Genomic DNA, 19913 nt, shown 5'->3' on the forward strand with positions numbered 1-19913 from the left:
TGGATTTAATTTAGTTAGAAAAAGCAATGTAAATTTGACTTTCTAATCAATCTGTTAAACCATGAAAAACAATGCTTAAAAAACACAATCTTTTACTATTAATGCTTCTATTAATAGTCCCTGCCACGCTATTCTCACAGAATATTACGAATAACAATGCAGTAATTCCCCGAATGCGTGTAATTGTTGATAATGATTTCAGTGGCGACCCTGATGGTTTATTTCAATTAGCACATCTTTTACTCTCTCCTTCTGTAGAAATAAGAGGAATTATTGGTTCGCATTTAAGTGTAGGAGATGGTTTCGACCCTTCTAAAACACAAGCAGAAAATGCGGCAAATAAAGCAAAAGAATTATTACAAGTAATGGCTGTTAAAAACAATATTCCAGTTTTTGCGGGTTCAAATACTGCCATGCTGAATGATAGTACGCCTGTAAAAGATGAAGCAGTGAATTTTATTATCAAAGAAGCTTTAAGGACGGATACAAAATTGCCTTTATATGTACTTTGCGGAGCAGGTTTAACAGAGATTGCTTCAGCAGTTTTAACGAATCCACAAATTGCGAATAAATTAACATTAGTATGGATTGGCGGTCCAGAATATAACGATTTAGCGTTACCTCCTCCAAATTTTTCTGACCCTGAATATAACCTTAAAATAGATATTTCGGCAGGTGCAGTTATTTTCAATAAATCAAATATTTCTATCTGGCAAGTACCCAGAAATGCTTATCGTCAATGTTTGATTTCATATAATCAGTTACTGAGCAAAGTAAAATCAAAAGGAAAAACTGGAAATTATTTGGTCACGATTTTAGAGAATTTAATGAAGAGAATCCAACCATATTACAATATTGGCGAAACTTATGTATTGGGCGATAGTCCTTTGGTATTATTAACAGCACTTCAATCATCCTTTGAAGCTGATCCATCATCGAGTAAGTATGTAATTAAATTAGCGCCAAAAATCAATAAACAGGGAGCTTACGAGTATAATCATAAAGGCAGAAACATAAGAGTTTACAATCATTTAGATACTTACTTAATGTTTGAAGATTTTTTTGCAAAACTAGAATTAGCGAATCAATAATGATTTCTTTAACGAATAGAGCAATTTTAAGAATCGTAATATCACAAAAATGCCCAGCTGAATGATTTCAACTGGGCATTTTTATATTAATTATTAAACCAGATTATGGGTTTGAAGCACAATCTTTGTTTACGTTAATTTCCGATTGAGGAATTGGCCAAATATAAGCTGGCGATGTTACCGGAATTGCAGCAATATTCGCTTTAGCAGGAAGTGGTAAATTGTTACGTTGCAAATCAATTGAACGGAAACCTTCACCTAAGAATTCAATTCTTCTTTCTGTCAAAATTGCGTTTACTAAATCAGTTCCTGTAGCAAAATCAGCAGCAGTATAAGCAGTAGTTGAACGGCCTCTAACAGCATTCAATAAAGCTAATGCCGAAGCATCAACACTTGCACCTGCTAATCTAGCTTTTGCTTCAGCAAGGTTAAGCAATACTTCTGCATAACGTAATACTGGAACAAAATCTTTATGAACAGGACCCGTTGGATATTTAGTTAGACGGAAACGACCAGCATCACTTGCAAAATCATTTTTCACAAAATTGGTACGTCTAGCATCAGTAGCACTAAAAGCTGCATTTCCTAAAATACCAGCAGGGTTTAATGAGAAGTCACCAATACCAATTAATGGTAAATAATAACTAGCTAAACCATTTTGAGTACCCGGTAAGTCGTTATCACCCATTGGAAATGAGAAAATAGATTCAACCGTTGTATATGGTGCTGCAAAAACCGAAGCAACTGATGCTTGTAAAGCATTCGCTACACCAGTACCTGCTTTAAATGGAGCAGTAGCTGATACAATTTTATTAGCTTCAGTAACGACATCTGCCCATTTACCCATTGTTAAATAAGCACGTACTTTCATGGCAATCGCACTGTTTTTATGAGCACGAGTAGTGTTCAAAGCAGCCGACGCATAAGTAGCAGGAAGATTTTGCTCAGCATAAGTTAAATCAGAAATGATTTGAGTATATACTTCAGCAACCGTACTTCTTTTCAAATTATTATTACCACTACCAACTTCGCCAGTCAAACGCAAAGGTACACCTAAGCTTGCACCAGCATCTTTAGTATATGGTTGAGCATAAGTATTTACCAAAGAATAGTAAATCAAAGCTCTTAAAAATCTAGCTTCAGCCTTGTATTGTGTTGCCAAAGTAGCATCAATAACACCAGCGTTTTTATCTAAACCTTCAGCAAACAAGTTAGCACGGTTAACTGCTAAATATGCAGCATTCCACATGTTTGTTGGCTCATTTGATGAAGAGTTGTTAGTATGGTTCCAAGTTTGTAAAGCAGTAACACCATTTGATGTTACGTTCAAAAACTCTTCTCCACGTACATCGTTATAGATATAATAACGACCACCATAAAGTTGCCCAGATTTTGTACTTGAATACAAACCATTCACTTGAGCCAATACACGGTCAGGAGTTGAGAATGCTTGTAAATCAGATAAAGATGTAATCGGAGTTGGTTCAAGCAAACTTTTTTCATCACAAGCTAACACAGCTGTTAGCATCATGATAGAAGCCATCGATACTTTGATGGTTTTCCCTGCGTTTTTAAAAGTAATATTTATATTTTTTTTCATCTTAAAATCAATTTTAAAATTAGAAACTAACTGATAGACCAACTGTGTAAGTACGAGCTTGAGGTGTAGAGTTACGGTCAACACCAGGAGCAATGTTCGAGTTACGGTTTGTTGAAATTTCAGGGTCAGCACCAGAATATCCAGTAATAATGAAAGCATTTTGTACTTGAGCGTATAATCTAGCACTTGAAATTTTAGCTTTTTCTAATAAACCTTTCTTGAAAGTATATCCCATTGAGATATTACGCATACGGATAAAATCACCTTTTTCTACGTTTTCAGAAATTGGAGTAGATGAACCATTAGAGATGTTATCACCAAATACTAAACGTGGTACATTAGTAATATCACCTTCTTTTTGCCAACGAGTCAAGATCTCTGTGTGGTTGTTCCAAGCACGTTGGTCACGAAGACCCGCTTTTGTACCATTGTAAATATAGTTACCACCTGAGAATTGTAAGAAAACTCCTAAATCAAATGATTTGTATTTGAAAGTATTGTCTAAACCTCCAAAGAAAGTTGGGAAAGCTGTTCCCCAAACTTTACGGTCAGAACCAGTAATAGCAGGAGCAGTACCACTACCATCAACATAAGTCCATTTTCCTGGATGAGAATATTGTACTTCTTTACCAGCAGCATTTACAAAAATACGTTGTCCGTTTACAGGATTCACACCTCTTGTTTCTACTACGAAAATACTACCTACTGGATAACCAACACGAACGATGTTTGAACTTTCTAAACCACCAGTTTGAGCAATGATATCAGCATTGTTATTTGCCAAAGCAAGTACTTCATTAGAGTTAGCTGAGATGTTAAAGTTAGCATTCCAAGTAAAGCCTTTCTTTTCTAATACTAAAGCATTTAAAGTAAATTCCCAACCTTTGTTAATCATTGACCCAACGTTAGTATTGATTGAGTTGTTAGGTACACCACGTGAAGGAGCTTGTGGTTCAGCCAAAACTAAGTCAGAAATATCGTTTTTGTAATAGTTGATTTCCCCAGAAATTCTGTCGTTGAATAAACCATAGCTCAAACCGATGTCCAACTTAGTACTTTGTTCCCATCTCAAGTTTGGATTTCCTGCTTGCGCAAATACCCATGTTGGAGTAGAACCATATAAACCAGAACCAAATAAACTTAAAGAAGCGAAATCACTTACACCAGTATTACCAACACGGCCCCAGCTAGTACGTAATTTCAATTCGTTTACAGTATTCGCTAATGAAGATCCTTTCCAGAATTCTTCTTCAGATAAACGCCATCCTAAAGATGCACCTGGGAAGTTACCCCATTTATTACCTACAGCATAAGCTGAGTATCCATCACGACGTAGTGTGAAAGAAGCAATATATTTCTTGTCGAAATCGTAGTTCAAACGTCCAAAATATGAAAGTAAACCATTTTGAGTTTGGTAGTTACTACCTACAGTATTATTTACAAAACTACCTTGGAAACTAGTAAAGAATGGATCTGATACGTTGTTTCTTGAAGCACCCCAACGGTTGATTGTAAATTTCTGCGCTTCAGTACCTACAACAACTGTAACATTATTTTTCGCTACATTGAAATCGTAAGTCAAGTAGTTTTGGAAGTTCCATTGTTTGATGTTTGTATAAGCATTAGTAGCAATACCATTACTACCACCACCTTCACCATGAACTGGGTTACTAAAGCTGATATCTTCAACTTGCGTATTATCCATACCATAAGAAGTTCTGAATACTAAGCCTTTGTATAATTTAACATCCGCAAAAACATTCGCAATTAAGTGAGCATTTTCAGAAGTAAACTTACTTAAATCTAAATCTGGAAGTGGGTTATAATATCCACCAGGACCTACTAAGTTTTTACCTAAGCCCATGTTATTACCTGCTTTGTTGATGTTATATGAACCATCAGCATTGTAAGGAGCAATGTTTGGAGCTAAAACTAATGGCAAACGACCTAAACCACCTGTTGAGAAAGCACCAGTTGTACCAGTGTTAGGCGATTGGTTAAAGCTGTTTGCATAAGTAATGTTCGAACCGATTGTGATAAAATCATTTAATCTATGAGAAACGTTCATACGTCCTGTCATACGACTAAATGTATTTTTCTTAATCATACCATCTTGATCTGTGTAACCTACTGAGAATGAGTATTTAGTATCTTTATTACCACCATTCAAGCTTAAGTTATGGCTTTGCGAAATACCTGTTTGATAAACATAGTCATACCAGTTAGTATTTACTAAACTACCATCAGCATTGTAAGAAGGGAAAAATTGATCGGCTAAACCTGCATTTCTTGAAGCCTCATTTTTAATGTCCATGAATTGCTGAGCATCTAACATTTTGAACTTTCTGAAAGCCTGAGTAGAACCCACCCAAGTATCATAAGTTAATTTAGCTCTACCTTCTTTACCTTTTTTAGTTGTAATCAACATTACACCAGCAGCAGCTCTTGAACCATAAATAGCAGTAGCAGAAGCATCTTTCAAAATCTCAACTGACTCAATATCAGATGGGTTAATATCACCAAGTGGGTTATTAACAGTATAACCACCTGAAGATACATCACCTGAGTTGATTGGCATTCCATCAATAACAATTAAAGGAGATGAGCTTTGGTTGATTGAAGATGTACCACGCACACGAATAATAGGAGCATTATTCAATACACCGTTTGGAGTAGTAATATTCACCCCTGACACACGACCTTGTAAACCTTGGTCAAATGATTGAACTGGTTGAGACGCAATGTCTTTTCCAGAAACTGAAGTTACAGCACCAGTAATCACTTTTTTACTTTGAGTACCATAACCTACAACAACAACTTCATTCAATTCAGAAATGTCTTGATCTAATTGAACGTTGATTGTGCTTAAGTTACCTACTTTTACTGAAGTAGCTTTAAAGCCTACGAAAGTAAAAACCAATGTTTCACTTGGTGAAGCGCTGATTGTGAACACGCCATTCGCATTTGTAGTGGTTCCACGAGTTGAACCCTTAACAGATACGCTTACTCCTGGTAGCTCGGAGCCATTCTCAGACGTTGTAACTTTTCCTGTAATCTTACTCTGAGCAAAAAGTATGCTCACACTGAAGACCAACAGCATGGTAAGTAGAAGTCTCTTCTTCATGCAATAAAGGGGTTAATTTGTTGATGGTTATTACTTATACGTTACTGATTATTAACAAATGGTTAACAAAACCAGTATGTGAAAATATGTATTAACTGTTGTTAAAGCAACAGTTTTTTAAACATATAGGCATAAAAATAAAATAAATACAACAAAAAGAAAAATAAATACTACTATTTCGCATATTCCAGTAATTCCCTTCAATAATTATCTTTAGTAAAAAACAATCTTGCAGAAGATTTATCCAGAAAACCACTAAAACAACCGTTCATTATATGGTTATTATTACTTATAGCCAAATATTATTTCATAGCCTAACTTGGGGTGGTCAAGTAGTTATACGTATTCATTGTTCATCATAAGCATTAAATAAATAGTATTGTTTAATATTCTGAGTACTTTCTCTGTCTTTTTTACTTTCCAAAAAGGCAAAGTCCAATAAATAGAAAAGCCACTGCAATTTCTCACAGTGGCTTTTCTATTTATTATTTTATTGAGATTAATTGCTTGGTTTAGCAATCTCAACATTTACTCTTTTCCCTTTAATAGAAGCACCTTCCATACGGTTCAATACAGTAGTTGCGTATTCTTTCGGAACGTCAACAAATGAATATTTATCGAAAATATTGATTTGACCTAAAGTGTTTCCAGGAATTCCTGACTCTCCAGCGAAAGCTCCTACGATATTAGCAGGAGAAATCTTTTCATCAAAACCAATGTTTACAAACATTCTTACCATGTTAGCATCCTGACGGTATGGTTTACCAGCTTTGTCTGTACGAGGGCCACGATCTTCAAAAGAACGTTGACGGTCGTTTGAACGACCGCCAGAAGAACGGTCATCACGTGAGTTACCACGGTCAAAACGGCTACCACCTTCTCTGTTTCCAAAACGATTTCCTGATTCACGATTTCCACCACGACCAGCATCTCTACTTCCAAAACGGTCGTTTCCACGATCATTTCTACGTGCATTGCGTTCTGCTTCTCCGTCTAAGTTTTCGTCAGCGAATTCGTTTTTAGCAACACCCATATTCATTTTTACTAAAGCAGCAATAATTTGCTCAGCAGTAAATCCTGAATGTTCTAATGAAGCATAAACATCACCGAACAATTCTAAATCACCTGCTTGGATAGTATTTTGAAGGCGTTCAATAAACATACCTTTTTTAACTCCTACTACATCCGAGAACGATGGAATAACACCTTTGTCAATTTTAACTTTAGTGTAATTCATGATGTCACGTAAACGGTTACGTTCTGAACCTACTACTAAAGTAAATGCTTTACCAGATTTACCAGCACGTCCAGTTCTACCGATACGGTGTACATAGTATTCTTCATCTAATGGAATATCGTAGTTGAATACTGCATCAACATCACTTACATCAATACCACGAGCCGCAACGTCAGTAGCTACTAAAATATTTACAACACCTGAACGGAATTTAGCCATTACGTTAGTACGTTGTGCTTGACGTAAATCTCCATGAAGACCTTCAGCTGCATAACCACGTAATACTAATTCTTCTACTACTTCGTCAACTTTTTTCTTCTGGTTACAGAATACTAAAGCTAATTTAACAGTATGTAAATCCATCAAACGAGTCATTACTTCTAATTTCGCTTTTCCTTTTACATCAAAGTATAATTGTTCGATGTTTGCATTAGTAATTTCGTTTTTCACTACTTTCACTAATTTAGGATTATTCTGATAACGAGTCGTTAATGCCATGATAGGCTTAGACATCGTTGCTGAGAAGAAAACTGTTTGACGGTCTTCGTTAGTTTCTTGTAAGATACTTTCGATATCTTCACGGAAGCCCATGTCTAGCATTTCATCTGCTTCGTCAAGAACAGCCATTTTAACATTTTCAAGTTTCAAAGCACGTCTTTCGATTAAATCGATAACACGTCCTGGCGTACCAACAACGATGTTTGCACCTGCTTTTAAAGACTTAATTTGACGTTCGATTGAATCACCACCGAATACAGTAGTTACCCAAACGCCTTTTTTGTATTTTGATAATTTTTTAATTTCTTCAGTTACTTGTACAGCCAACTCACGTGTTGGGCAAAGTACTAAACCTTGTACATATTTATCGAAAGCGATAACTTTGTCAATCATCGGAATACCAAATGCTGCAGTTTTACCTGTACCAGTTTGCGCTTGTCCGATTACGTCACGACCTTCTAATAAATAAGGAATTGCTTCTGATTGGATTGGTGAAGCAGTTTCGAACCCCATGTCCTTTACTGCATTTTTGATGTCTTCCGACACGGAAAGTTCATCGAATCTTAATCTTGTGATTTCACTCATGATTTTTCTAAAACGATTTCAAAGACGCAAACAAACATGAAGAAATAGCTTTGGAAAACCGATTTCTTAATATAAGTTGCTTTCAATGATTTCGTTGCCTTTGTTTGTATAGCCTACCAAACGACATGAAGAAGATTGAGGGCATCGACCTGATGCTCCACTCGTTCCTGAGACTAAATTTGTAATTGATTTGAAATAATTGCTTTAATGATGCCTGAACATCCGTTAAAGCTCTGGGAGACCGACTTAGAACTGTAAAAAGTTCCTGAGAAGAATAGTTTCGTATCCAACGAAACGTACACAGAGACGTGCGGATGTTTTTTGTACTAATTTTCCACAAAGGTACGTCAATCTTTTTTATTCGCAAGTGTTTCTTGCATTTTTTTTAGAAAATAAAAAAAACATTTCCGGTTATTTAGCACAAATAGCTACTATCTTTCATTAAAAGCCCTTTTATGAAAAATAAATAAATTGTAAATACCCAAGTTTTCACTAAAATAGCTATTAACCTTATTCGCTTTTCAAAAATTATTACAGAACCAAATAGATTTTTGAGAAATAAGTGAAAACTTTAACCAATATTTCACAAGACCTAAGCGTTTAATTAAAAATAACATTTTGTATTATTTCATGAAAAAAACAATCTTATTTACTGCTATCGGCTATCTGTTTTGTACTTATGCAGGATTCTCCCAAGTATTTTCTGATTCAGTATTCATTAATATTCAAGGCTCGCTTGGTAAACTACAAAGTGAAAATGAAAATTTGAAAAGTCGTTTGGAAATGCAAAGTCGTTCTTTAACTGATATTTCAAAAAATCAATCAATAAGCGACAAAACTAAATGGGAAAAAATTAGAACAAACTTGGTAAAAAGTGCTGAGGTTTATAAAATTTTGAGTGACGATATTATTGATTTAAAATCTCAGGTAATCAATCAAGACTATCAAGGTTATATCAAGAAATTGAGTTCTGTAGAAAAAGGTCCATTAGGTTTTTCTTTTGAAGAAGTAATTATGAAAACGGCTCAAAACAAAGCCATTTTCAGCAAAAAGGAGAAAAATGAACGTTTCATGACGGTACTAAAAAGTTTGAAAGATAGCCCAATCGTAGGCTTAATTCCTTATGCTTCACAGGCTGTCAATCTTTCTACAGCAGCAGTAAATGTGGCTTATGCGGCTGGAGTACAAGACAAAAAAGTGAATTTTGATAAAATTCGTGAATTTGAAAAAGAGCTTCAACGCTACACAGGCTTCTATAATGCTTTAGATAAAGCCAATTTAACCAATGCAAATGCGAGTTCACAAACTGTTACTTTGTTAGAAGCATTACAATTAGATTTACTTGAAAAATTCAAAAAAGATGTTCAAAAAATTGGGTACAATCCAAGAGATATTAGAAATGAGGAATCTTTAGATGATTACTTCAATTATATGGTGAATGAGTTTTCTACGGATTATGTAAAGAAAAGAATTAGCGATATTGAAAGTAAATACACGCAAAAAGATGGTAAAACGAATTTGACAGATATGTTACAAACTGAGTTAGATATTCGTCATGTCAACAACAATTTAGATTATTTACAAAATTTGTGCAATCGTTTTATTGGTATTCATGACCAATATTTTGATTTAGAAAACCGTTACTTTGATTTAGTGAAGCAGTCAATCAATGTTGCTAAAAGTAATAATATTATTGAAGCCGTAGGTGAACGTTCAGCTCAAATGGTTTATGATGATTTGATTAAAGAATTAGGTGCTAAAAAGAAAAAGAAAGATTCAGCCATTAAATCAAGTATCAATATTAAAGAGTTAAAGGATAAAATTGATGCCGTCGATATTTATAAAATACTTTAGTTTTTAAAATCTTAATCCATAAAATACCTCTTTCTGAAAAGAAGGAGGTATTTTTATGTTTAAATCTCTTCAATTATTCAGCAAACCAATTTTCAAATATGTATTATCGTCTTTTAATTTGCTTTCTATTATTTTCCGCAAAGCTTTTTGCACAACAAAAGCAGCCTGCTACCTTTCAAGTTGTACCTTTGGGCGTAAAAGGTGGAACTGATGAAAAGAACCTTTCCGCCTACCTCCTCGCTCCTATTTCAACAAACGATTATGTATGTTTAGATGCTGGAACTGTTTATGCAGGCATAGAAAAAGCTGTACAAAATAAAGTATTCAACGTTTCTGTTAGTGAAGTACTTAGAAAATACATCAAAGGTTATTTCATTTCACACGCTCATCTCGACCATGTTTCAGGTTTAATCATTAATTCTCCTGGTGATTCTTCCAAAACAGTTTATGCTACACAAAAATGTATGGAAATGATGCAAAATCATTACTTCAACGATGAAACTTGGGCTAATTTTGGTGATGAAGGCAAAGGCTTTCCACTAAAAAAATACCATTTTCAAACGTTAAAGACTGGAGAAGAAAGCGCTATCACGAATACTCCTATGACGGTGAAAGCTTTGGCACTAAGTCACGTGAATCCTTATCAAAGCACTGCTTTCTTAATTAAAAACCAAAACAATTACGCTTTGTATTTGGGCGATACTGGTCCAGATGAAGTAGAGAAAAGTGATAAATTGGCTTTACTTTGGAAAGAAATTGCGCCAATTATTCAGCAAAAACAATTGAAAGGCATTTTTATTGAAGTATCATTTCCAAACGAACAAGCTGATAAGTTTTTATTCGGACATCTTACTCCAAATTGGTTGATGAAAGAAATGAATAAATTAAGTGAGTTGACAGGAAAAGAAGCATTAAAAGGCTTTAAAGTCATCATTACGCATTTAAAACCACCAGCAGTGAATGAAGTAAAAATCAAAAAACAATTAATCGAACAAAATACTTTAGGATTAAATCTTATTTTTCCCGAACAAGGGAAGAGATTTGAGTTGTAAAAAAACATATTTCGCTCTTCTACTTATCATTGAGCAGAAGAGCGAAATCTTAATCTAATAAATTACTGTCCAGAATGTAATCCAAGCAAATTGCCTTCTGTATCTATAAAAAATGCCATGTTACCTGTTTCAGCGTCGATATTGGTTTTGGGCATTGTAATTTTACCACCAGCACTTTCTATTTTATCTAATACCAATTGTAAATCTGGATTGGCATTCAAGTAAATAATAGTTCCTGTTGTACTTGGAGTATGATAAGGACTTTGTACCAATGCCCCACTTGACTTTGGACTTTCGGAAGGAAACATCACCATTTGCATTCCCATCATTTCGATGTGCATCATCTCAATATCGAAAATCGTCTCGTAAAACTTTTTTGCTCTTTCCACATCAGTAATGGGAATTTCGAACCAGTTCAAAGCATTGGTTGCGGCACTTAATTTTTCCATGTTAGCAGTATTTAAGGTTTAATGAAAATTCTATTGTTTTTAACCAATTAAAGCACTGATAATAGTAAGCATCAAGAAAGTTCTAAAGTAAAGGAGATAAAAGAAAGGGAGAATTATCTAATAAGCTAAATTTAGAAAATTTTATAGCTTACTGCAAATTTATGGCTTATTTTAATTGACTTATTTTTGGTTTCAAGTATATGCAAATAATACAAGTGAAATGCTCTTTATCATTTTGTCGTATAATAATCTACTACAATCAGACTAAACTTATTCATCAAACAGTATTCATCAACTTATTGGCTATTCTTTTTAAAGCAAGCATTGATGTTTTAGAGGTCACTTTGTTGACTTTCAGTCTAATCATTTTATTTGCTTTGGTAGAGATAAAAGTAATGAAATTCGTTTGGTCTGTTATGATAAAAGCTTCATCTCCGAAATCTTTCAAGCGTTCAAAACCATGATGATTTTGATTGGATTGCATAAAACTTTGTATAAGTTTGTTGGCTTCTTTAGCATTTTTATATGTCTCGTATGTGTAATATAAGTGGCCAAGTTTATTGGTTTGTGCATCAATTTCATTGGCTACAAAAGTACTTTTAAAGAAATTAACTTCATTTTTAATGCCAGAAGTTTGCTCTTTCAAACTAGCTTGTTGTCCCAAAATTAATTCAGCTTCTTGAATTGATATTTTTTGTACTTCTTCAAATCTCTTTTGCTCAATCGAATTGATGTTGAGTAATGTTAAAATGAATAATGTAATAAAACTTTTCATGTTCTTGAGGGTTTTATTTGGCTAAATTGGTCGTAGGTTCATTCACTTATTCACCTACGACCTAAAAGAAAGATGAGTATATTGCTCAATATCTACAACTTATAATCTTCTCTGACAGGACTAAAAATATCAAATAATTTACAAGGAGTAAGTGCTTTACCACCATGAATTACATGGGAAGGAATTACTGCTACATAACCTGCTTCATATACTTTGGTTTCATCATCAACGGTCAATTCAAATTTTCCTTCTAAAACTTTTGTTACTTGTTCATGGAAATGCGAGTGCAAGGGTAATACAGCGCCTTCTTCAACATCCCAGTAACCTAAGGTTAGGTTATCAGTATGGATAAACCTTGCTTTGAACCCTTTAATAATTTCCTTTTGTGCTATACTTGTAATTTCAATCATATTCTTTTTTGTTTAAAGATTTAGTAAAATGCTCTCTACAGTTTTGATTAAAGGAGTATTTAAACCAGTGTTTAATCTATTATTTCTAAAAATAATGTTTAAATATTGAAAATTAGATTATTATTTGCGTATCATAACTATTTTTGTAAATAGTTGTTTGTCACAACAAACATATATAATTTTTCCCCGCCTTTTTAAACAACCGTTTATCGTATTTTTAATAAAATCTCCATTTCCTAAAACCTAATTATCCGTACTTTATTAATGATGAATTCCGCTAAAAAAAACAATGTAAAACTAGTTGGTAAACTAGATGGTCCAACGATTATATTCGCTCATGGATTTGGTACTGACCAAAATGCTTGGTCTAAAGTATCAGTAGCTTTTCTGGCTGATTATAGAGTAATTCTTTTTGACAATGTTGGTGGTGGTAGTTCAGACCCTGAAGCTTTCAGTCCTAACAAATACGATAGCCTTGAAGCTTATGTTGATGACCTGATTGATATTTGTACTGACTATGATGTAAAAAATGCTATCATGGTTGGGCATTCGGTTAGTGGGATGATTAGTTTATTGACAGCCATAAAAAAACCAGATTTTTTTTCTAAATTGATATTAGTTGGTGCTTCTCCGAGATATTTGAATGATGTTGATTATGTCGGAGGTTTTGAGCAACAAGATTTAGATGCTCTATTTGATACCATGGCGAATAATTATTTCGCATGGGTAAGTGGTTTTTCAGCGGCTGCGATGGCAAATCCAGAAAATCCACATTTAGCAGAGAACTTTGCTGCTAGCTTAAATGCTATCAGACCTGATATTGCACAGTCGGTAGCAAGAGTTATTTTTCAATCCGACTATCGAAGCGAATTACCAAAATTGGATAAGCCCACTTTACTTATTCAGGCGAAAGAAGATATTGCTGTGCCTTTAGACGTAGCAGAATATCTTAATAAACAGATTGCTAAAAGTAAGCTTGAAGTAGTAAATGCTTATGGCCATTTCCCCCACATGAGTGCCCCAGATGAGATTATCAATTCAGTAAAAAACTTTATTTAATCATTTTGGATAAGCAAAAAAATATTGACTGGACATACGAGGCTGTCAATTTTTTAATAGGTCTTTATCCTATTAAAAAAGAAAAAGACTTCGAAGTCATTTATACTCGGGCTACAAATCTTATCAAAAAACATGCTCATGCAAAAGCCGCCGCTTTTGTACGAATGGAAGATAAACTTACCGTTAGAAAACACGCTAATACTTCCGAACATTTTCTAAATAGGTTTAATAATGCAACATTGGTATTAACACTTTTAGAAAAAAACCAAATTGTTTTTGATACAGATAATGCCTTCCCGAAAGAAGAGGGAGAGGAAGTTGTGTTTATTCCCTTGAATGAATCTGGTTTTGTGGGTGCTGTGGTATTATTGATTGATGAAGAACTCAAGTCTGATGAATTATTGAAATTTTTAGACTACGCTTTAGTCGGACTAAAAGAGACTGCCTTTATTATTCAAAATTACTTTTTAATTGAAGAACTCACTACTCGTTTCAATGCTATTCTTGAAACGATTCCGCAAGGAATTGTATTCGTAGATGATATGGGGAAAAGTGGCTGGGTGAATAGCCAAGCGGCTGAGATTCTGGATATTCCTAAAGAAAGAAATCATCCTGTTGCCATTGCTGAAGCGATGCAGCAATTAAGGAATACTGCTGCCAACAAAGAAGAAATTATTCAGGAAGGAATAAGGCTGTTTAAAACTCCGGGGCAAAAGATTCATCATTGGAAATGGATTTTTGGAAATCCTATTACTTCGGTGTTGAGTGTTTCCTGTGTGCCAACGATTTCTGAGAATATTAAAGGACGTTTATGGGTATTTACAGATGTTACTTTTCAGCATTTGGCAAATGAACAATTGTATGAACTGAATACAGAATTAGCAGAAAAAAGAAGAATTGCTGATGACCAAAATAAAGCGAAGTCTGATTTTCTTGCCAATATGAGTCATGAAATTCGGACACCTATGAACGGCGTAATTGGTATGGCAAGTTTACTGACTAATACCGAACTCAGCGAAGAACAAATTGATTATGTAGAAACGATTCGTATCAGTGGCGAAGCCCTTATTACTATTATTAATGATATTCTTGATTTTTCTAAAATTGAATCTGGCAAAATAGAGTTAGAAAACAAACCTTTATATATTAACAACGTCATTGAAGAAACCTATGATTTACTGTCTGTCAATGCCAACAATAAAGGACTTGATTTACTCTATTTCATCGAACCAACCGTGCCATTGGAAATAGAAGGCGATATTACCCGACTCAGACAAATCATGATTAATCTGGTAAGTAATGGCATAAAGTTTACCGAAAAAGGCGAAATACAAGTAAACGTTAAAAATTTAGGACTAGAAGACGACGATTTCTATAAATTAGAATTTACCGTAAAAGATACTGGAATTGGTATTCCTAAAGAGAAGTATTATAGGCTGTTCGAAAGTTTCTCTCAGGTTGATTCCTCTACTACTCGTAAATATGGCGGAACAGGCTTGGGTTTAGCCATCAGCCAACGTTTAATTACCTTGATGGGCGGAAGCATTCGAGTTGAAAGTGAAGTAGGAAAAGGTTCTTCATTTATTTTTCATATCAAAGCAAGAGCCCATAAAAGTGTCAAAAAGTATAATACCATCAATATCAATACAGAAAAAGTTTCGATTAAAAATAAAAAAGTATTAATTCTTGATGATAATAAAACCAACCTAAAGATACTTAAAGCACAATGCAGTATCTGGGGAATGAATGCCACAACGTTTGAGTATTTCGAGGACGCATTGACATCTATTGAAAAGGAAGATTATGATTTGGTCATCATTGATATGCTAATGCCTGTGAAAGATGGCATTGAAGTAACTAATATCATTAAAGAATTACGTAAAGACTTACCTGTGATTTTATTTAGCTCATCAGGCAATCATCATTTATTGTCTTTAAAAGAGAATACAAGATTATTTGAAGCTATCTTAAATAAACCAACCAGACATAGCCAAATATTGAAAGCCATAGAGGAGGTTCTGAGCAAATCAACAAAATGGGCCCCTCGAATAATAGATGCTGTAGAGGAAGTTGCGCCATCTTTACCAATTAATATTCTGATAGCGGAGGATGATTCTATCAATCAAAAGCTTCTAAAAAGAGTATTAGAAAAAATGGGATACATGGCAGATATTGCTGAAAATGGTTTGGAAGCATTGAAGGCAATGGAGGAGAAACGATACCATTTGATATTTATGGATGTAATGATGCCAGAAATGGATGGTTTTGAAGCTACCAGAATTATTGTTGAGCAATATCCTAAAAATATCCGACCAATTATTATTACCACTACAGCCAATGCACTTACGGATGACCGTGAAAAAGCAATACTTGCTGGCATGGATGATTATATCAGTAAGCCATTTAAAATGCAGGATGTTAAGGATAAGCTTGATAAATGGAAAGATGAAATTCTAGCTAAAGTAGAGCAATAGTATCAATAAGCATTGGGAAATTCAAGGAAGGCGAAAAACTAGTAAAATCAAGAGAGTTTCAATATACGGTTTTTGTCAGTTTTGTACGGGAAGTTGTGTAAAAAAGACAGATTGGGCTGAGATAAAGATGGAATTGCTTACTCATCAATCACAAACATGAATCTTCCCAAATTTTTCTTAAAATAGAGACTTATATACAAAGTAAAACAAGATAGCCTCGGAGAGGCGAAATATCGGTAGGAGAAACATTTATGATAAAAAATCCCTTTCAAGCCTCATCGGGGCGGGATATTTAGCCCCGATGGGGCTTGAAGGAGTTAAAACAAGATATATCTACCGATATTGTGTTCCTAACGGAACTATAATCAAACAAAAAAGCGGTCAAAATTAACTTTTGACCGCTTTTTTATGATTTTAAAATTCGAGACAACTCTTGTTGTGAAATTAATCAGTATTTAAACTCATCACTCAACTAACTCTTACTTATTCTTAGCCATTTTTTGTTTACGAGTAAAATCAATAAAATCTTCTACTTGCTCGATTGGTAAGCGTTTAGCGATGATTTTCTTTTCTTTATCCAACACATAAATTACTGGAGTAGCATATACATCAAAAGTATTTTTAAAGTCTGTATAATACTCTTCTTTTCCAGTTTGTGGATTCTTATGAACATCAATGCCGTTGATAATATCTTCTAATTTAAACTCCTTAATAAAGCCTTTCCATTTAGAAGATGTTCTATCAATTGAAGCCGCCACAACTTTTACATTTTTAGCTTTTAAACTCTGATATGCCTTTTTCAATTTAGGAGCAGATTCACGACAATGACTACATTCTGGGTCATAAATAAACATCACAGTATAGTCTGCTGGGATTCTTGGAATTTCGATTTCTTTACCTAAAGTATCCGTCAAATACATATCAGGAAATCGCTTACCAATCAAAAGTGGTTTGAGAATAGCCACTCTTTCTTTCATTCTTCTAACGGTAGAAGTATCCCACAATACTGGTTCGCCGATATAATATTTTTCTGCCATGTGTACAAAAGCGCCATCTGTTCCTAAGATTTTTGGTGTTTCATACTGACTAGAGATTTTATAAATCACATATCTTCTTACGTCTCTCGCTGTGGCTCTTGCCAACACAAAATCAGCTTCTTTTGAAATAGAATCGGAAGTTTGTACCGTTAAATCATCAAAATAACGTTCTAACTTTTTCTGCAAGAAAGGCGTGCGCATCATTCTATCGTCTTTCAAATCAATATTATCCCAAAAATGTGCTTTATAATATTGAAATTGATATTGATACATCGCTGCAGTATCCGCTTTTGTTTGTACTGGCTTTGGATATGCAGGAATTTCTGGCTCTTGAGAAGATTTAATCAATTTTCTGGCAAACAATGTAGCATTGTTTTTAAGCCATTCTTGTTGAAACTGACTTGTAGCCGCTTGTACTTTCTTGATTTTTGCTTCAACTGCTGGTGTTTTTCCTTTTTTTGCCTCCGCTTCCAAAGCTTTCATTTCATCAAAACGGTCGGACATTTCCTGTTGAAATTTAAAGAATGCCTCATTTTCTTTTGAACCAACAATTTTCATTTTACGAATCAAATTAACCGTATCTGTTTCAAATGAAAACTCTTGATTACCGATAATCATATCAAAATACTTGCCTTTTGGCAAAGAAACCAAGTACAACCCTTCTGGTAAAGTCTTTTCTCCTTTAAAATGAAAGCTTCCTTCTGAATCTACTTTAGCAGTATCTTTTATCACTTGTTGGTTATAACCAAAATAATGAGCTAAAAAAACGGTGGTATCTTTAATACCTTTTACTTTTCCTTTGATAGAAAAACCTTCAGTCTTTTGTGCTAAAAGTTGCTGAGAGAAGGTTGTAATAAATAGTAGGAGTAAAATTTGAGATAATCTTTTCATTGGGTTTAATTGTTGTTTCAATATTTTAAAAATTAAGCGTTTTTATTTTTAAGTTGACAAATGATGCAATATTAGCCAAAGTTACTTTAGGAAAACATTAAGAAAAAGTATTTAGTAGTTTTGTAAACAAAACTTAGATAATTTCATCTCAAATGCTTTTCTAAAGAGCAATAACGATTTTTTTCCCTTAATCAACATATCCTTTTTAACTTATGTTTTACTTTCTTTCAAAAGTACTTTTTTATGTATTAATGCCTTTATCCATTACGCTTCTGATATTGGTTTGGGCAGTGTTTACTAAAAATATCAAACGCAAAAACAAACTCTTGAAGATTGGTATCATCATGGTTTTTGTATTTGGAAACGACTTTCTTGTGAATGAAGGCTTTTTGTTATGGGAAATTCCTCCTACTTCGCCAGAAAGTATCACTGAGCCTTATGATGTTGGGATTGTCTTAACAGGCGGAATGATTAGTAATAAAGAAGGAACGCCACAGGAAATATTTGTTGATAAAACTGCCGATAGGTTTATCCAGCCTCTACGACTTTATAAACAAGGAAAAATCAAAAAGATATTAATAACGGGTGGTAATACTGATTTGACTGTTATCAGAAATGATGTATCAGACGAAAACCTAAAAACTGCTCAACTTTTAGAAGAATTGGGTGTAAAGAAAAGTGATTTAATCTTAGAAACTAAAGCCCGAAACACCAGAGAAAACGCTATTTATACGGCTGAAATTCTCCAGAAGAATCCACAATTAGGTACAAAATATCTTTTATTTACCTCCGCTTTTCATCAAAGACGTTCCATAGGATGTTTTGAAAAAGCTAGATTAACAGTAACACCTTTTAGTACAGCCTTCAAATCAAAAGCCAGAACTTTTACTTTTAATAGCTTAATCATTCCAAGTGAAGCAGGATATTATGAAGGCTATCACCTGATTCACGAAATATTAGGCTATTGTGTTTATAAGGTTTTGGGCTATTGTTAGGGTTTGAATAACTTAATAGTATAATCCAACAAAGCGATATTTCCATACTCTCCATGTCCGGGAATTACTGTTTTTACGTTGGGATATTTCTTTTTAATTTTTTCAACCGTGTTTGACCACTCTGCAACATTTGCATCGCCTAAATAACCTTTACCTGCTTCTAATTCTTTAATTAAACAACCACCAAACATGATTTTTTCGCTTGGGAAATATCCTATTACATTATCTTTGGTATGTCCTTCTCCAAAAAACTTTGCGATAATATGTTGATTGCCCACTTTTAAAATAAGGGAATCACTAAAGCTATTTTTGGGAACAACATAATTATTTTCTTTAGCCAATTCAATGGTTTTGAAATAGGCATACGAAGGAATACCATTTTCATCAAATGCCTTTAATCCTCCCAGACAATCATCATGAAAATGCGTTGGAATAATAGCATTGATTTTACAATGAAGCTTTTCTTTAATCCATTTGATTAACATTGCTGAACTTTTATCATTGGTTGGCGTATCGAAAATAATTACTTCATTACTGTTTCTAACAATCAGCCCGTTGCAAGGAACATAACCAAAATCGTTGGTTTGTTTAAAGGAAGTATGTTCAAAAGCATTCTTAGCAATTTGAGTAATCACTAAATCCTTGGATGTATAAATCACCTTAGCTTTAAATACTCCTTGCTTTTGAGCAATGCTTTTAAAGTTTGTGATAGATATTATAATGATTAATAGAGTTTTTATGAGGGGTTTCATTTTTTGTTTGTGATTTTTTAATTTTTGGGT

14 protein-coding genes are annotated in these 19913 nt (G+C 34.0%); 6 read left to right on the forward strand and 8 right to left on the reverse strand.

The window, feature by feature from the left end:
• Nucleotides 1–71: 71 nt before the first annotated feature.
• A complete protein-coding gene (locus VB798_RS18155) occupies nt 72–1091 on the forward strand; it encodes a nucleoside hydrolase (RefSeq protein ID WP_323260918.1) in 1020 nt (339 codons plus the stop codon).
• A 103-nt stretch (nt 1092–1194) separates the two neighbouring features.
• On the opposite strand, the gene VB798_RS18160 is transcribed toward VB798_RS18155, so the two are convergent.
• The 3 genes from VB798_RS18160 to VB798_RS18170 form a co-directional block, all read right to left on the reverse strand.
• Nucleotides 1195–2691: a RagB/SusD family nutrient uptake outer membrane protein gene (locus tag VB798_RS18160; protein WP_323260920.1), complete on the reverse strand. Its 1497-nt coding sequence runs from the start codon at nt 2689–2691 to the stop codon at nt 1195–1197.
• Between the two features lie 19 nt (nt 2692–2710).
• A complete protein-coding gene (locus VB798_RS18165) occupies nt 2711–5815 on the reverse strand; it encodes a SusC/RagA family TonB-linked outer membrane protein (protein ID WP_323260922.1) in 3105 nt (1034 codons plus the stop codon).
• Nucleotides 5816–6314: 499 nt separating this feature from the next.
• Nucleotides 6315–8135, reverse strand: a complete 1821-nt coding sequence (locus tag VB798_RS18170; RefSeq protein WP_323260924.1) for a DEAD/DEAH box helicase — start codon at nt 8133–8135, stop codon at nt 6315–6317.
• Nucleotides 8136–8765: 630 nt separating this feature from the next.
• Here VB798_RS18170 and VB798_RS18175 point away from each other — a divergent pair.
• Together VB798_RS18175 and VB798_RS18180 are read left to right on the forward strand one after the other, a co-directional pair.
• Nucleotides 8766–9989, forward strand: coding sequence for a hypothetical protein (locus VB798_RS18175; RefSeq protein WP_323260926.1), 1224 nt, complete (start codon nt 8766–8768; stop codon nt 9987–9989).
• Nucleotides 9990–10087: 98 nt separating this feature from the next.
• On the forward strand, nt 10088–11041 hold the full coding sequence (locus tag VB798_RS18180) for a 3',5'-cyclic-nucleotide phosphodiesterase (protein ID WP_323260928.1): 954 nt from the start codon (nt 10088–10090) through the stop codon (nt 11039–11041).
• Nucleotides 11042–11103: 62 nt separating this feature from the next.
• Here VB798_RS18180 and VB798_RS18185 read toward each other — a convergent pair whose 3' ends face one another.
• From VB798_RS18185 to VB798_RS18195, 3 genes are all read right to left on the reverse strand, one after another.
• Nucleotides 11104–11490 (reverse strand): VOC family protein, encoded by a 387-nt coding sequence (locus tag VB798_RS18185; protein WP_323260929.1) that lies wholly within the window; start codon nt 11488–11490, stop codon nt 11104–11106.
• Between the two features lie 277 nt (nt 11491–11767).
• Nucleotides 11768–12265 (reverse strand): hypothetical protein, encoded by a 498-nt coding sequence (locus tag VB798_RS18190; protein WP_323260932.1) that lies wholly within the window; start codon nt 12263–12265, stop codon nt 11768–11770.
• A 92-nt stretch (nt 12266–12357) separates the two neighbouring features.
• The gene (locus VB798_RS18195; RefSeq protein ID WP_323260934.1) at nt 12358–12675 is read right to left on the reverse strand and encodes a cupin domain-containing protein; all 318 of its coding nucleotides are present in this window, start codon (nt 12673–12675) and stop codon (nt 12358–12360) included.
• Between the two features lie 264 nt (nt 12676–12939).
• On the opposite strand from VB798_RS18195, the gene VB798_RS18200 reads away from it, so the two are divergent.
• Both VB798_RS18200 and VB798_RS18205 read left to right on the forward strand, forming a co-directional pair.
• On the forward strand, nt 12940–13734 hold the full coding sequence (locus tag VB798_RS18200) for an alpha/beta fold hydrolase (RefSeq protein ID WP_323260936.1): 795 nt from the start codon (nt 12940–12942) through the stop codon (nt 13732–13734).
• A gap of 5 nt (nt 13735–13739) precedes the next feature.
• Complete coding sequence (locus tag VB798_RS18205; RefSeq protein WP_323260938.1) at nt 13740–16208, forward strand: hybrid sensor histidine kinase/response regulator; 2469 nt, start codon at nt 13740–13742, stop codon at nt 16206–16208.
• A gap of 479 nt (nt 16209–16687) precedes the next feature.
• Here VB798_RS18205 and VB798_RS18210 read toward each other — a convergent pair whose 3' ends face one another.
• The gene (locus VB798_RS18210; RefSeq protein WP_323260940.1) at nt 16688–18136 is read right to left on the reverse strand and encodes a DUF4369 domain-containing protein; all 1449 of its coding nucleotides are present in this window, start codon (nt 18134–18136) and stop codon (nt 16688–16690) included.
• Between the two features lie 212 nt (nt 18137–18348).
• Here VB798_RS18210 and VB798_RS18215 point away from each other — a divergent pair, with 212 nt between their 5' ends.
• Nucleotides 18349–19131 carry a YdcF family protein gene (locus VB798_RS18215; RefSeq protein WP_323260942.1) on the forward strand — a complete coding sequence of 261 codons (783 nt, stop codon included), beginning with the start codon at nt 18349–18351 and terminating at the stop codon, nt 19129–19131.
• Here the strand turns inward: VB798_RS18215 and bla are convergent.
• Nucleotides 19128–19883: a subclass B1 metallo-beta-lactamase gene (bla, locus tag VB798_RS18220; RefSeq protein ID WP_323260944.1), complete on the reverse strand. Its 756-nt coding sequence runs from the start codon at nt 19881–19883 to the stop codon at nt 19128–19130. The genes VB798_RS18215 and bla overlap by 4 nt on opposite strands.
• Between the last annotated feature and the right edge of the window lie 30 nt (nt 19884–19913).

The organism is Arcicella lustrica, from assembly GCF_034930985.1.
Classification (GTDB): domain Bacteria; phylum Bacteroidota; class Bacteroidia; order Cytophagales; family Spirosomataceae; genus Arcicella; species Arcicella lustrica.